The 14,900-nt window shown below is 71.9% G+C and carries 10 protein-coding genes and 1 other RNA gene; 2 read left to right on the top strand and 9 right to left on the bottom strand.

The features are described 5' to 3' along the window. Nucleotides 1-13: 13 nt before the first annotated feature. The 6 genes from WME76_RS36165 to WME76_RS36140 all read right to left on the bottom strand — a co-directional run bounded on the left by WME76_RS36165 (nucleotide 14) and on the right by WME76_RS36140 (nucleotide 7,000). A complete protein-coding gene (locus WME76_RS36165; RefSeq protein ID WP_437956741.1) occupies nucleotides 14-1,792 on the bottom strand; it encodes an MXAN_5187 family protein in 1,779 nt (592 codons plus the stop codon). Nucleotides 1,793-1,795: 3 nt separating this feature from the next. Next, a complete protein-coding gene (locus WME76_RS36160) occupies nucleotides 1,796-2,638 on the bottom strand; it encodes a hypothetical protein (protein ID WP_437956740.1) in 843 nt (280 codons plus the stop codon). 473 nt (nucleotides 2,639-3,111) lie between these two features. Then, nucleotides 3,112-3,304, bottom strand: a non-coding RNA gene (gene ssrS, locus WME76_RS36155) — 6S RNA. 259 nt (nucleotides 3,305-3,563) lie between these two features. Then, nucleotides 3,564-4,430, bottom strand: a complete 867-nt coding sequence (locus tag WME76_RS36150) for an inositol monophosphatase family protein (protein WP_437956739.1) — start codon at nucleotides 4,428-4,430, stop codon at nucleotides 3,564-3,566. Continuing rightward, nucleotides 4,427-5,914 (bottom strand): UDP-N-acetylmuramate--L-alanine ligase, encoded by a 1,488-nt coding sequence (locus WME76_RS36145; RefSeq protein ID WP_437956738.1) that lies wholly within the window; start codon nucleotides 5,912-5,914, stop codon nucleotides 4,427-4,429. Before WME76_RS36145 ends, WME76_RS36150 begins: the two co-directional genes overlap by 4 nt. Before the next feature lie 480 nt (nucleotides 5,915-6,394). Next, nucleotides 6,395-7,000, bottom strand: a complete 606-nt coding sequence (locus WME76_RS36140) for a ComEA family DNA-binding protein (protein WP_437956737.1) — start codon at nucleotides 6,998-7,000, stop codon at nucleotides 6,395-6,397. Between the two features lie 314 nt (nucleotides 7,001-7,314). Here WME76_RS36140 and WME76_RS36135 point away from each other — a divergent pair, with 314 nt between their 5' ends. Both WME76_RS36135 and WME76_RS36130 read left to right on the top strand, forming a co-directional pair. Then, the gene (locus WME76_RS36135) at nucleotides 7,315-8,415 is read left to right on the top strand and encodes a DUF362 domain-containing protein (RefSeq protein ID WP_437956736.1); all 1,101 of its coding nucleotides are present in this window, start codon (nucleotides 7,315-7,317) and stop codon (nucleotides 8,413-8,415) included. Nucleotides 8,416-8,480: 65 nt separating this feature from the next. Further along, nucleotides 8,481-9,236, top strand: a complete 756-nt coding sequence (locus WME76_RS36130) for a hypothetical protein (RefSeq protein ID WP_437956735.1) — start codon at nucleotides 8,481-8,483, stop codon at nucleotides 9,234-9,236. Between the two features lie 105 nt (nucleotides 9,237-9,341). Here the strand turns inward: WME76_RS36130 and WME76_RS36125 are convergent, their stop codons facing one another. The 3 genes from WME76_RS36125 to WME76_RS36115 form a co-directional block, all read right to left on the bottom strand. Then, on the bottom strand, nucleotides 9,342-10,574 hold the full coding sequence (locus WME76_RS36125) for a serine/threonine-protein kinase (protein ID WP_437956734.1): 1,233 nt from the start codon (nucleotides 10,572-10,574) through the stop codon (nucleotides 9,342-9,344). Nucleotides 10,575-10,849: 275 nt separating this feature from the next. Continuing rightward, the gene (locus tag WME76_RS36120) at nucleotides 10,850-12,577 is read right to left on the bottom strand and encodes an acyl-CoA dehydrogenase family protein (RefSeq protein ID WP_437956733.1); all 1,728 of its coding nucleotides are present in this window, start codon (nucleotides 12,575-12,577) and stop codon (nucleotides 10,850-10,852) included. Nucleotides 12,578-12,640: 63 nt separating this feature from the next. Then, on the bottom strand, nucleotides 12,641-14,599 hold the full coding sequence (locus tag WME76_RS36115; RefSeq protein ID WP_437956732.1) for an HDIG domain-containing metalloprotein: 1,959 nt from the start codon (nucleotides 14,597-14,599) through the stop codon (nucleotides 12,641-12,643). Between the last annotated feature and the right edge of the window lie 301 nt (nucleotides 14,600-14,900).

Raw genomic sequence — 14,900 nt, 5'->3', positions numbered from 1 at the left:
CCGCCCCGGCGGCTCACTTCACCGGCGACGCCTTGAGCGCCGCCTTGCCGTCCTTCACGTAGACCGTGAAGCGCACCCGCGAGCAGTTGTGGCGGGCGACGAGCGCGTCCTTGTTGCGCTGCAGCGTCCCCTTGAACTTCTCGAAGGTGAGGGCGTTCGTGGGCTCCCCGCACTGCTGCTTGACCGACAGGAACTCCTCGTAGACGGCGTTCCACTCGGTGAGCTCGTCCGGGTCCCCCGCGCCGTCCTGCCGCGCGGCCGGCGCGCTCGTCGCGTCGGGGATCGCGCTCGCCGCGTCGGGGAGCGGGTTCGCCGGGGCGGGCGCGCCTGGCGCCCTGGGCGGCGGCGGCGGCGGCGGCGGGCGCCGCGGCGGCGGGCGCCCGGGAGCGGCCGAGGGGCTGCGGGCGGAGATCGCGATCGCCGCATCGGAGACCTCCTCGATCGCCTCGACCGGGTCCTCCGACTCGCGCGCCGGCGGCGGCCCGCTGAGCGGGTGCGAGCCGGGCCGCCGCGTCGGGCCGCGCGGGCTCACCATCGGCTTCGGGTACGACGGGCGCGACTCGGGGCGCGCGTCGCCGGGGCCGAGCGGCACCGAGAACGCGCTCATCGCGGGCTGCGCCGGGATCGGGCCGAGCACCTGCTCGAGGTCGGCGGCCTTCCGCGGCGCGCCGCCCTTCGCGGCCACCTTCTCGACACCGTCGTTGATGTCGGCCGCGACCTTCCGGTAGGCGCCGCGGAATCGGCTCGGCGCCAGCACGTCGACGTCGCCCTTGGCGAAGCGCGCCGCCTCGTTGCGGAACACCTGGAGCGGCCTCGTGTGCTCCAGGAACGAGAACACCAGCCCGATCGCGGCCAGGCCGAGGACGGCGGCGAGGATCAGCACCGTGGGCACCTTGCCCTTGTCCTCGTTGTTCGCCTTGTCGAGGAAGTTGAACGGCGAGTCGACCGACGCCGCGAGGCGGCCGACCGCGTAGCCGGCGCCGAGCTCCCACGCCTCGCCGGGCAGCCGCGCGTAGACCACGCCGAGGTGCTGGCCGATGACGCGGACCTCCGAGCGCCCCTTCTCGATGTAGTCCTTGTTGTCGTCGAGCAGCTTCAGATCCTGCGTGATCTGATCGAGGTTCGCCTTGTCGAACCCCTCGGGCGCGCCGGACGCGACGCGCGACCCCTCGGCGTAGAAGCCGACGGCGGCGCCGGTGCGCTTCGTCACCGCGCGGGCGAAGGTGTCGTCGATGATCTTGGCGCCGATCACCGCCCCGACCGGCTCGCCGTTGCCGTCCTGCTCGACGGGGCGCGCCACGACGCGCAGGATGCGGCCCTTCCAGACCCAGGCGTCGTCGCGGATCCAGCCGTGGAGGGCGTCGGCGACGACAGGGTAGCCGCCGAGCTCCCAGTCCTCGCGGTGCTCGAAGCCCACGGACGCGATCACCCGGCCGCTCGCGTCGACGGCCCACACGTGATCGAATTTGAGGTCGGCGGGGACCTCCTCGGTCGCGCTGCGCAGCGCGCCGCGGGCCTTCTCGCGGAGGTCGGGGCCGGGCTTGGCCTCGGTCGACGACTTGGCGAGCGCGCTCCGCAGGGCGGGGTTCAGCGCCACCCGGATGAGGGCGCTGGAGCGCTTCCGGGCGTCGTCGTTGAGGAACCACTCGACCGCGCTGGAGTCGGCGCCGAGCGCCTCGCTCATCGCGCGGTGGCCCGAGCGGTTGTAGAGCTGCGCGGCGACGAAGAGGATGAAGACCGCGGCGCCGAGCGCGAGCGCGAGCACCCCGTACCAGAAACGCGACAGCAGCATGGCCTACTTTCCAGCCTCCGCGCTCGGACCGCCGCTCTCGCCCACGACGAGCGCCTCCTTGATGAACTGCTCGTCCGGGGTCGGCTTCGCGACCACCTCGAGGGGCTTTCCGACCGGCTCGCCGTTGAAGTAGCCCTGCAGCGTGTACTTGCCGTCCTCGAGCTCGATCGTGAAGTTCCCCTGGCGGTCCGGGTACGCGACGGCCACGGTCCTGGGCTCGACGACGATCCACGAGCGGATGCTCGGGGCGAGCTGATCGCGGATCTCGTACTTGCCCGGCCCCGGCGGCGTCCAGGCGCGGGTCTTGGCGGCGGCGACCTCGACCGGCTGGAGCCCCTTGTTGCCGACGTCGTAGAGCTTGTGCGGGAACGGATCGTGGTTCTCGAACTGGAGCTGCTGGCCCTCGGCGACGACGAGGGTCACCGGCGTGGTGCGGCCGCCGGCGATGACGATGGAGCGCGGCGTCTTGAGCGGCGCGCCCTTCTCGGCGAGCGCGGCGACGCAAAGCTCCTTCGGGGCGTGGCCGACCAGGGTGCGCACATCGGCGCGGACGGTCGGGGACGGCTCGCGGAACGTGTACCGGTTCGCCTTCGGATCCTTGGCCTCGTTCCAGACCGGGTTCAGGAGCTTGGGCGTGCCCGTGGTCCTGCCCTTGATCGTCACCGCGGCGAGGGCCGCCCCGGGCACCGCGAGGATCGCGAGCGTCAGGGCCAGGCGCCGGATGAAGCGCGAGCGGCCGTGGACGCGGCGCGTGATGTGGTTTGACGGCCCGAGCCGCGCTGCGCCGGCGAGCGGGCGCTGCTCGTCGTGTTGCGCTCCTGAAGATCGAGGGGATCTCGTATCCATCGCAGGCCCGAAGCTACCGGAAGGGGAATGAGAACGGAAACAAAAGCCGGGCCGCCGTCCGGGCGCAGACGCCGCGCGCGCCGCGCTGCGCCGGCCCGCGGCGATGCCGCCCGCGGCGCCCTTGCGACAGCGGCGCGGCGGCGCCGGCTGCGCGGCGCGCTGCGCCGATCGGCGCGACGGTGCTGCCTGATGCACCGCGCTGCGCCGACCCGCGTGACGGTGCTGCCTGATGCGCCGCCCTGCGTCGATCCGCGTGACGGTGCTGCCTGATGCGCCGCCCTGCGTCGATCCGCGCGACGGTACCGCCTGCGCTCTGGGCTGCGCACCGCGCAAGGGTTCCACCCCGCGCGGGGCTGCGTCATGCCCAGGCGGGCGGCCGCGAGCAGACGACGCCGCGGTGCGGCAGCCGCTGGGCTCAGCTCCCGGAGACAAAAAAACTGCGGGCCGCATGAACGGCCCGCAGGGGAGAGATGTTCCGTACCGCCGAGGACGTGGGCAGAAGGACTTGAACCCCTAGCATAGCTGCTAGGTGGGAGCCTAAGTACCGCTTCAGGCTTCCCGGTGAATGATTCCGGGCCTAGCTCACCACGGTATCGTTGTTGGCTCCCTGGTTCTCGCTTACTCGGGATTCAATCGTCCAGCGCCTCACGAAGTCGGCAGAGGGAACGACCATAGGATAGTTCTCTCGCTGGCTCAGTCAACCGCTCTTCGCCGCGGCGTCGCTCATCTCGCGCCTGGGTGGTTCATGAATGGCGCGTGGCTGGCGCGTCGTCATCGCGTCGTCAGGGCGTCGTCAGGGCGTCGTCAACCACAGTTTGCGCTTGATCTCGCTCGCCGTCTCGCTCTTGGTCTTGATCGCGTCTCGCGTTCATGCAGGGTCGGTCCGCTCCCGTCGGGACGATCCGGAGCTGGCATGACGCCACGCCTAGCGTGCGGGCGAACCTGTGTCGGAGAAGAGCGCGACGATGGGGGCGTGGACGAGCCCGTTGGATGCCACGATGTTTCCTGTGTGGTAGTCCGGCGCTCGGCCGTCGAGCCCGGTGATGACGCCGCCGGCGCCGCGCACGATCGCGCTCCCCGCGGCGATGTCCCAGGCGTGCAGCCGGCGCTCCCAGTAGGCGTCGTACGTCCCGTCGGCGACCATGCAGAGATCGATGGCCGCGCTGCCGCAGCGCCGCACGGCCTGGGCGTTTCGCTTCACCGTGATGAAGGCGTCGAAGTTGTTGTCCGGAGCCCGATCGCGCACCGGGGGGAAGCCGGTCGCGACCATCGCGTGCTGCAGCGACGCCGTGGCGCTCACCGCGCAGCGCTCGCCGTTGCGGCGCGCCTCGCCGACGGCCGCCGGCTCCGGCCCGCCGCCGGGGGGCCGCGGATCGCGGGGCATGTAGCCCGTCCAGCGGATCCCGAGCACCGGCGCGACAACGGCGCCGGCGACGGGCGTGTCGTCGTCCATGAGGCCGACGGAGACGCACCAGAACGGATGCCCGTGGACGAAGTTCGTGGTGCCGTCGATCGGATCGACGTACCAGACGAGCCCGCCGCGGGAGGACGTCGGGCGTGAGGCGCTCTGCTCCTCGCCGACGACGGCGATGCCCGGCGTGAGCGCGCCGAGCCGCGCGATGAGCAGCTCCTCGCTCGCCCGGTCGAACTCGGTCACGAGGTCGTGCGGCCCCTTCTCCTCCACGCGCGGGCTCGCGCGGAACCCAGCCTGCACGAGCGTGGCGGCCTCCTCGGCGACGCGCAGCGCGATCCCGGTGAGCTCGAGCAGCTCCGCTGGCCCGCGCCCGCTCATCGCGACCTCGCCGACAGCGCGCCGCGGAGCTTCTCGTAGATCCCGCCGAACGCCCCGTTGGACAGCAGCGCCACCGTGTCGCCTTCCTGCGCGTCGCGCGCGATCGACGCGACGATCGCGTCGACCGAGGCCGCCGCCTCCGCGCGCTTGCCCGCCTGCTCGAGGTCGCGCACCAGCCGGTCGAGGTCGAGCCGCTCGCCCGCGGCGATGTCCGGCCGACCGAGCGGCGCGAGCACGACGCGATCGGCCGCGCCGAAGGCGCGCGCGTAGGGATCCTGGTGGAGGGCGCGGCACGCGGTCGCGCTGCGCGGCTCGAACACCGCCCACAGCGCGCCTTCCGGGTGCCGGGCGCGGAGCGCGCGCAGCGTCTCGTCCACGGCGGTCGGGTGGTGCGCGAAGTCGTCGTAGACGCGCACCCCGCGCGCCTCGAACAGGAGATCTTGCCGGCGCCGCACGCCCTCGAAGCTCGCGAGCGCGGCGGTCGCCGTCGAGAGCGGCACGCCGAAGCCGTGCGCCGCGGCCGCGACCGCGGCGATCGCGTTGCGCACGTTGTGGTGCCCCGGCATCTGCAGGGCGAAGCGCCCGGCCATGACGCCGCCGGCGTACAGGTCGAACGACTGGCCGCTCGGGCCGGCCTCCGCGGGGGCGGCCAGCCAGTGCGGCGGCTTTCCGTGGGTGTCGTCGCCCTCGAGAGCGAACCAGGCGACCTCGGCGCGCGCCGACCGCGACACCACGTGGACGACCCGCGGATCGTGCGCCGCCGCCACGAGGAGCCCCGTCTCCGGGATCCGCTCGACGAACCCGCGGAACGCCGCCTCGTAGGACGCGGCGTCGGGGTAGATGTCGACGTGGTCGTGCTCCATCGAGGTCACGACGCCCACCTCGGGCCGGTAGTGCCAGAACTTCGGCGTCTTCTCGAAGAAGGCGGTGTCGTACTCGTCGCCCTCGACGACGAACGGCGTCCTGCGGCGACCCGCGCCCGCCTCGTTGAGGAGCGGGAGGCCGCGGCGGTCGCCCGCCGGGGCGGCGCTCTGGGGCAGCCGGAAGCTCGCCTCGAAGTTCTTCGGCAGGCCGCCGATGAGGAACCCTGGATCCCTGCCTGCCTCGTGCAGGAGCCATGCGCACATCGAGCTCGTCGTCGTCTTGCCGTGCGTGCCCGCCACGACGAGCGGGGAGCGGCCGGCGAGCATGTGGTCGGCGAGCGCGTGGGCCATGGTGGTCACCCGCATGCCGCCCTCGATTGCGGCGCGGGCCTCGGGGTTCGTCGGGCGGCAGACGTTGCCGATCACGACGAGATCGGGGCGCGGGTCGAGGTGCGCGGGATCGAACCCGGTCATGAGGCGGATGCCCCAGCGCTCGAGGGCCGGCCCCATGGGCGGATAGAAGGAGACGTCGGAGCCCGAGACCTCGTGCCCCGCGGCCTTGAAGAGCCCCGCCAGCGCACCCATGCCGGTGCCCGCGACGGCGACGAAGTGGACGTGCATCGCGGCGCAGTGTGCCCGAGCGCCCTCGGAGGGCAAGGGGGCTCGGCGCGGTGGATCGCTGGACGACGGCGCGCGGCTCCCGTCGTCACGGCGCGGCGCGCCGCGAGCAGACGGCCGCTGCGGACCCCGATGGAGCGGTGAGCCGAGTTCGGCACAGGGGCTCCAACGACCCTCGATGGACAGGCAGCGCGCGCCGCCGCATGCGTCCTGTCGAGGCGTCGCGCGCTGCCGCATAGGCATCGGTGTTCCGCAAACACCGTATCTGCGCGCCCTCGCGAGCTTGCATATCGCGAGGCGGACACGGGACTCGGTCGCAGCGCTGCACGCCCGATGCGCTATGGGCTCACCGGTCCTGACAGCGCCTCTGCTGCACACGCGCGTGCACGACGCGCGCCTGCTGCACGACGCCCCTCCTCGCGGCCTGGTCGAGCGAGCGAACAGGCCGCGACGAGGCGCGCGGCGCGCAACGTCACGGCGGGATCACGGCGGATCGACGAGCACGAGCGGCCTCAGCCGCTTCAGCGACCGCCGGCCGAGCCCCTTGACCCGGAGCAGGTCGTCGACCTTCCGGAAGCGCTTCATCCTGGCGCGGAGCGCCAGGATCGCCGCCGCCTTGGCCGGCCCCACGCCGGGGAGGCGCATGAGGTCCGCCTCTGTCGCGAGGTTCAGCACGACCTTGCCGTCCGCGGTCACGCCGCCGCCCGCCGGAGCGCCCGCCCCGCCGTCGCCCGGCGGCGCCTCCGCTGCTGCCCCTGCGTCCGCGGGATCGGCCGTGGCGTGGGGCGGCGCGCTCCCGGCAGCGCCGGCGGCGCCGATCGGCGCCGGCCCGCTGGCGACCATCGCCAGCCCAGCCGCCGGATCTGCGGCGCGCCGCGCCGGCAGCAGGCTCAGCGCGTGCCCGGAGCCCACGAGCGCCAGCGCGAAGAACCCCGCGCCGTACGCCACCACCTTGCCGCCCAGCGCGGTCCACGCCGACTCCCGCAGCGCTGCCAGCGCCCTTTTCCGCCATGAACGCCGCGCTTCCACGGCCTGCCCTGCCTCCGCCCGATCGGCGAGCGAGCCCTTCCGCTTCGATGTCTCCTCCATCGTGCCGCGCCTCCTCAACGCGCAGAGGACGTCGCCGTCCGCGCACCGGCGCGCGGCGTTCGTGTCCTCGGCCCGGGCGCCAAGCGAGCGGCATGCCGGCCGCGCGCGCCCTTGAAAACCCGAGCCGATCGCGGGGACCCGGCGCGCCCGGGAGCGGCGCCGCCATGGCGGACGCGGGAGGCGACGACGAGCTCGCCGCCCCCGGGCGTCCGGTCGCCGTGTCTCGAGCGAGAAGCTCGGCTACCATCAGCGCTCCGGGCGCCCGGCGACCCGGCGGCATTCACCCCGCCCCACGGCGCTCACCACGAGGTCTCATGCCCCACGATCCCCGTCGCTTCGTTGATCCCGGCTCCGCGGGGCGCTCGCGCCGAGCCTTCCTGGGCGGGCTCGCCGCCGGCGCCGCGGGCGCCGCGCTCCTCGGCCCGAGCTCGGCGTTCGCCGAGGCGGTCCCGAGCCTCGCGGCCAAGCCGCCCCCCGGCTTCACGCCGCTCTCCATCCCGGGGAAGATCGTGAAGGTCACGAAGGCGAACTCGCTGCAGCCGAACGGCCTCTGGCCCGACGCGTCCGCGGCGAAGCTGATGCTCGAGCGGGCCATGGCCGAGCTCACCGGGAAGGCAGACCTCGGCGCCGCCTTCGGGCGGTTCGTTCACAAGGACGATCGCGTGGCGATCAAGGCCAACGGCATCGCCGGCCAGAAGGGCGCGACCATGGCCACGAACAAGGAGCTCGTGCTCGAGATCGTGCGCGGCGTGATCGCGGCGGGCGTGCCCGCGGAGAACGTCATGATCTTCGAGCAGTACCCGTCGTTCCTCGCCGGCACGCGCTGCGCCGACCGCACCGCCAAGCCCGCCGCCGAGTTCCCGGCCGGGATCCGCGCCGCGGTGCACGAGAACAAGGACGCGGTGATGCCGAGCATCACGGTCTGCGGCATCCCCACCAAGTTCGTCCGCCCCTTCACCGAGGCGACCGCGGTGATCAACGTCTCGCTGATCAAGGATCACTCGATCTGCGGTTACACCGGGTGCCTCAAGAACATCACCCACGGCGCGACGATCAACCCGCACTCGTTCCACGAGCACACCGCGAGCCCGCAGATCGCCGAGCTCTACGCGCAGGACGTCGTGAAGAGCCGCGTGCGCCTGCACATCACGGACGGCTTCAAGCTCATCTACGACCAGGGCCCGCTCGACAAGAACCCGAAGCGGCGCGTCCTCCACGAGTCGGTCTACGCCACGACCGATCCGGTCGCGATGGACGTGATCGGCTGGGGCGTGGTCGAGGGGTGGCGCAAGGAGAACGGGCTGCCCACGCTGAAGGAGGCGAGTCGCGAGCCCTCGTACATCCGCATCGCGGGCGAGCTCGGGCTGGGCGTCTTCGACAAGAATAAAATTGCGATGCGCGAGGTCCGACTGTAGCGGCGCCGCGGGAACCGCTCGCGGGGCTGCCGTCCGAGAACCGCCAGCCGAGGCTCGTGTTGCCCATGCCCTGCTCCAGGCCGATCGCGCGCTCTTTCCTCCGCGGGGGGACCGCGTCGGCGGTCCCCCTGCTCGCCTCCCTCGCGCTCAGCGCGTGCAGCAGCGGCGGTCCGCCGCCGAGGGCGCCCGGTTTGCCGCCGACGCCGGCCTCGGTCACCCGCGAGAACCCGGGGGGCGACGCGGCCGACCCGGAGCGGGCCGCGCTCGAGCGGCTGCTCAAGGAGCCCTGGGGGCGGCGCCGGGACCGGTTCGACACGCTCGATGTGCCCCTTGTCGACTGGCAGAGCTGGCGCAGGGTGCGGATCTGGAGCCACCCGACGCGCGCGACCTTCCGGTACGGCGACGAGCACTACGCCGCCCTGACGATCCTCTACACGAGCACCTCGGGGCCGAGCGATCCCGATAGCTGCCTCGACGAGTTCTGGGCGAAGAACGCGCCGCTCGCCGACGGCTACGGCGTGCGGCTCGGGGAGGCGCAGCTCATCCGGACGACGCAGGAGATCGACGGCGAGGTGCGGCCGCTCGTGTTCAAGGTGCTCCAGGGAAGCCTCGAGTCGGTGTTCGCGAGCGACGAGTACGCGGGCGCGATCGCGGCCTACGAGTCCTGGCCGGGCACATGCCTCGTGTCCGTGCTGGCCGTGAAGGCGAGCCAGCACCCGGAGCTCGCGCGCCGGGTGCGCGACCGCTGGATCGACGAGGGCGCGCCGAAGCTCAGGTGGATCGCCGGCATCAACGAGGCGCCCACAGCCGAGGCGCGGTAGTCTCCGCCCGACCAGCGCCGCGACGCCGCCACGCGCGCGACGGTCGGGGAGGCGACCGCCGCGAGGGGGCCGCGCCCGCCACGAGGGCGGCGCGGCGCCCGCCGATCACGGGCTCATCGATGTCGGGCTCTCCGCGGCCCCCAGCGACCAGTCCGCGCCCTGCGCCATGCTGTGGCAAACGACCGAGGCGGCCGCGAGGAGCAGCGCGATCGCGACCAGCCAGGGGACCCGGAGCGGCGGCAGGACGCGGCTGTCCAGCACGACCTCGCTCGGCCGGTCGTCGTCGGCGGGCTCGGAGGGGGCGGCCGTCTGCGGCCCGCCGCCGAGATCGTTCGCCGGCGTCGCCTGCATGGCGGCCATGGTCGTCTCATCCATCCCATAGCGCGGCGCGACCGCGGGCACGCCCAGCGCGCGCCGCTTCATGATCGCGCTCCGCTCGGACGGCGGCGGGCCGGGGATCGCGCGCGGCGGCTCGGGAGACCGCAGCGAGGCCGGCGCCTGCTGAACGATCGCGGAGAACGCCTCCATCATCTCCTTGCCCGACTGGAACCGCGCGCCGGGATCGAACTGGAACGCCCGCGTGAAGAACGCGTCGACGCTGGGCGGGAGCTCCGGCGCGAGCGCGGACGCCCTGGGGAACGAGGTCTGACAGATGTGCCGGACCAGCTCGTTGATGGTGGCGCCGCCGAACGGGCACTGGCCGGTGATCGCGCGGTACAGGATCACCGCCATGGACCAGAGATCGCTCCGGTAATCGACCTGCTTGGGCGCCATGGTCTGCTCGGGGCTCATGTACCTCGGCGTCCCGAGCACCATGCCTGTCTTCGTGATCCTGTCGCGCGAGCAGGACGACTTGGCGACGCCGAAATCGAGCACCTTCACCAGCTCATCGCCGCCCGAGGACGTGATGAAGATGTTCCCCGGCTTCAGATCCCGGTGGATCACCCCCGCGGCGTGCACCGCGTCGAGGGCCTTGCCGAGCTGCGTGAACAGGGTCGCGGCCTGCGCGAGCGGGAGCTTCTGCTCGCGATCGAGGCGGCGATTCATGTCCTCCCCCTCGAGGTACTCCATCACGATGAACGCGCAGCCGCGATCGACGCCGTAATCGTAGGTCTCGATGACGTAGGGGCTCCGGACGCGCGCGGACGCGCGGGCCTCGCGCTCGAAGCGGGCAATGAGCTCCGGCTCCGTCGCCGCGAAGCTCCGGATGAACTTGATGACCACCCGCCGCCTGAGCTTGATGTCGAAGCCCAGCCACAGGTCGCCCATGCCGCCGCTCCCGAGCCTGCGCTCGAGGCGGTACTTATCCATGACGGCCCGACCTTCAGTCTCCTGCATGGCTCCGCACCTGCCACCCGATGCCCAAGCCTGGGACAAGCGATCACCCGATTTCTGTCGAAGGGCCTACGCCAACGTTAATCCCCACCAGATGATATCGCAATCCGTCCCTGCCGTGCGCTGAAAACGTCTGAAACAGAGCGCGGATACGGTCCATGAGCGTGATGCGATGGATCTACATGGAGCGCTGTATCGTGTAGTTCCTGCGATGGATCTACATGGAGCGCCGTATCGTGTGGTTCCCTCGGTGTCAGCCGAGGTGAGGCGGGCTGCGATTACAGGATGTCGAACGGGTAGGCGCGATCCGCATAGGCACGCACCGCGATCGCCTTGCGCAGCTCGTCGTCGTTCTTCTGAAAGTCCGACACATGCTGCCTGAGCCGCTTCTGCGCGATGCCGATGAACACGGTCGTGAGATCGATCTCCCGCCGCGCCCCGTCCTCGCCGCGCCGCTCGATGGCCCGGGTCGTGCGTGCGATGCACGCGGCCATACAGTAGAGGTCGATGGCCATCTCCGCGATGCGGCGCTGCGCGTACTGCATCTCGGCGATCTCCCGCCCGTGCTTCCGGAGCATGTCCTGGCTCCGGGCGGCGAGCTCGGCCGTGTACTCCTCGAAGAGCACCGCCTCCCGGCTGAGCAGCGGGTGCGCCTTCGACATCCGCTCGCGCCCGAGCACCGACCGCGCCTTGCGCAGCGCGAAATCGCTGAGCAGCCCGAAGCCCTTGATGGGCTCCCGCATCGCCTTCGCCACGTCCGCGAGCTCCCTGCCCGGGCCGCTCATGCCGGAGAGCGCCATGAAGCAGCGCAGGATCTCGTTCGTCCCCTCGAAGATCATGTTGATCCGGGCGTCGCGCAGGTGCCGCTCGTAGGGGAAGTCCTGCATGTAGCCGATGCCGGCCGCGATCTGGAGCGTCTCGTTGACCACGAACCACAGGGTCTCGCTCCCCATGACCTTGCAGATGGCGCTCTCGATCGAGAAATCGGGGCCCTTGGCGTCGACGAGGCTCGCCGTCAGGTACGTGATGGACTCGAGCGCGTACGTGTGCGCCAGCATCGTCGCGATCTTGTCCTTGATGAGCCCGAAATCGCCGATGCTCCGGCCGAACGCGCGCCGCTCCTGCACCCGGTCGAGCGCCAGCCGGATCAGCGTGTTGCACGCGCCCACGCACCCGGCCGAGAGACCGAGCCGCCCGTTGTTGAGCACCTCGACGGCGACCTTGAACCCCTTGCCGACCTCGCCGAGCACGTTCTCGCGCGGCACCTTCACGTCCTCGAAGAAGAGCTCCGTCGTCGACGAGCCCCGGATCCCGAGCTTGTGCTCGTTCGGACCGCTCTTCACGCCCATGCCCCGCTCGACGATGAAGGCGGTGAGCTTCGGCTTGCTCCCCTCCTCGAGCGCGGACGTCCGGGCGAACACCGTGAACACGTCGGCGAAGCCGCCGTTCGTGATCCAGATCTTCGACCCGTTCAGCGTGTAGTACGAGCCGTCGGCCGACACCTCGGCGCGCGTCCTGATCGCCGCGGCGTCGGAGCCGGCGCCCGGCTCGGTGAGCGCGAAGGCCGCCATCCACTCGCCTGTCGCGAGCTTCGGGAGGTAGCGCTGCTTCTGGTCCTCCGTCCCGAAGAGCTGGATCGCCTTGAACCCGATCGACTGGTGCGCGCCGAGGGTGACGGCGATGGACGCGTCGAGCCCGCCGACCTCCTGCATCACGCGCGCGTACGCCATGTTGCTGAGGTTGATCCCGCCGTGCTCGGCCGAGATCTGCAGGCCCATCAGGCCGAGCGCCTTCATCTCGTCGATCAGGCCCGGATCGATGGCGTGCTCTCGGTCGATCCTGGTGCTGTCGACGTTCGCGGCGAAGAACCGCCGCACGCTGTCCAGCATCATCGACGTCGTCTCCCGGTCCTCGGCGGGCATCTCGGGGTACGGGAAGATGATGTCCTCGGCGATGATGCCGTGGAAGAGGGCCTTCATGAAGCTCTGCTCGATCGTCGGCGGCATCGGACCGTCCTTTCAGGGGCAGGCCGCTGCGCCGCGGAGGAGCGCGCGGCGCGCCCGGCCTGCTCAGTGCGTCTTCTTCGGCGCCCGCACGGACTCCGCTGGGCTCTCTTCCTTCGCGCCCCCCTCGCCGTCATCGCTGCCCGCCTGCGCCGCCGCGGCCGCGCCCCGCGCGGTCGACGCGGGCGCCGCGGCAGCGCCCCGCGCGGTCGACGCGGGCGCCGCTGCCGCACCCCGCGCGGTCGACGCGGGCGCCGCCGCGGCTGCGCCCCGCGCCGTCGAGGCGGGCGGCGCCGCGGCGCTCCCGTCGCGCGCCGTCGCGCCGGACGGCGGCACGGGCGTGGGCGTGGCGGGGCGCACGGGGTGCGGCGTGGCCGTGGCCGGCGGCGGGGTGTGCCCGGCGCGATCGCTCTCGCGCTGCCACGGGTACTTGATGCGCCCGTGGTACATGTTGACCAGCGTCGAGGCCATCCGGCTCGTCATGATGCGCAGGTCCTCGATCGTCAGCCCCGACTGATCGAGCTGGCCAGACGCGAGCTTCGAGAACATCACGCGCTGGATCATCTCCTCGAACTTCTTGTGCTCGGGAGGCCAGATGGTGCGCGACGCCGCCTCGATCGAGTCGACGAGCATCAGGATCGCCGTCTCCTTCGTCTGCGGCTTCATGCCCGGATAGCGGAAGTGCTCCTGCGTCAGGTCCTTCGGGTTCCCCTGCTCGACGCACTTGTGCCAGAAGTACTCGACCACCTGCGTGCCGTGGTGCGTGTACGCGAACTCGACCACCGGCTCGGGGATGTTGCCCTCGCGCAGGATCTTCGTGCCCATCACCACGTGCGCCATGATGGCGTCGGCGCTCACCTCCGGCTCGAGATCCTCGTGCGGCGATCGCTCGCCCGGCCCGAGGTTCTCGATGAAGTACTTCGGCTGAACCGTCTTGCCGAGGTCGTGGTAGTAGGCGCCCACGCGCGTCAGCAGGGCGTCGGCGCCGATCGCCGCGGCCGACGCCTCGGCGAGGTTCGCCATCGCGCGCGCGTGCTCCCAGCTCCCCGGCGCCTCCGCCGCCATCTTCTTGAGCAGCGGCTGCTCCAGGTCGGTGAGGTCGAGCAGCTTGTCGCGGGGCACGTGCCCCATCGCGCGCTCGGCCGGCTCCCGGAGGCTCCGCCCGAGCAGGCCGACGAGCAGCCCGCCGCCGATGCAGGCCAGCACGTTGGACCCGAGCCAGCGCTTCAGATCCGCCCCGAGGTCGAAGCTGCCCTCGAACAGCACGGTGAGCGCGATGAACCCGATCGCCCCGGCGAGGCCCGCGAGGCTCCCCGCGATGAGGAGCTGCCGCGAGCCCTTGCGCTTGAAGAAGAACATCGTCGCCGCGATGCCGCGCACGAGCAGCACCGACAGGAGGACGACGTCGAACCGGAGCAGCGACGCGGCGATGAACGCGACGCCCACCTCGACGAGGAACGCCGTCCGCCGATCGAACGCGATCGCGACCCAGAGCGGGAGCGCCGCGACCGGTATCCAGAACTCGGGCAGCGCCGTGAAGAGCAGGAGGAGCTTCGCGACGAGGAACGAGCCCGTCATCAGGACGAACATGCCCACCTGCGTGCGGAGCAGCCGCACCCGGTTCTGTCCGAACCGGCGCAGGTAGACCGTCAGCATCAGGCAGACGATCAGGTAGATGACGTACGTGCTCGCGATGCGCGCGCCGAGCCCGGGCCGCCGCATGCGCCGCACCGTCTCGTACGCCATCGCGGCGTCGTGATCCTCGTTGCGCTCCGACAGCACCGTGCCGCGCGGCACGATGACGCGCCGGTGCTCGTACGAGAGCGAGAAGCCCCCGTCGTGCGAGTCGCGCACGATGCGCGGCCCGTACGGGACCCGCAGCGTCACGGGCGCAGGCTTGCCCATCTCGGGGCTCAGCACGGGGATGAAGAGCTCGCCCACGCTGATCACGGCGAAGAGCGCCGAGAAGAGGACGCTCAAGACGAAGCCGGCGAGGGGACCTGCCCGGATACGCGTGCGCAGCATGGAACCGCTCGGTCTCGTCCGCTGGAGGGAACCTGAGAAACGGTTGACGGGGCACGCTCGCGCGTCACCCCGCCGCCACCGAACGGCCGCGGGCGGCCGCCGATGTCAAGGTGTAGGCGGGACCCTAGCAAAGAAGCGTGGCCGAGTCAGCGTCGTGCGGAGCGTCGCCCCCGGCGCACGTCCCTGGACGAGGGGCCGCCCCGAACGAGAGGCAGCGCCCTGGAAGCCGGACGCGCGGCCGAATGTTGATGGAGGCGCGTCGTCCAACACCCGCGCGCGCCCGCTGTACGCCGGAGCGCCG

The sequence above is a fragment of the Sorangium sp. So ce119 genome (genome assembly GCF_051524405.1).
Lineage (GTDB): Bacteria > Myxococcota_A > Polyangia > Polyangiales > Polyangiaceae > Sorangium > Sorangium cellulosum_G.
Note: the sequence above shows the minus strand (reverse complement) of the source record. Positions and strands in the feature narration are given on the sequence as shown.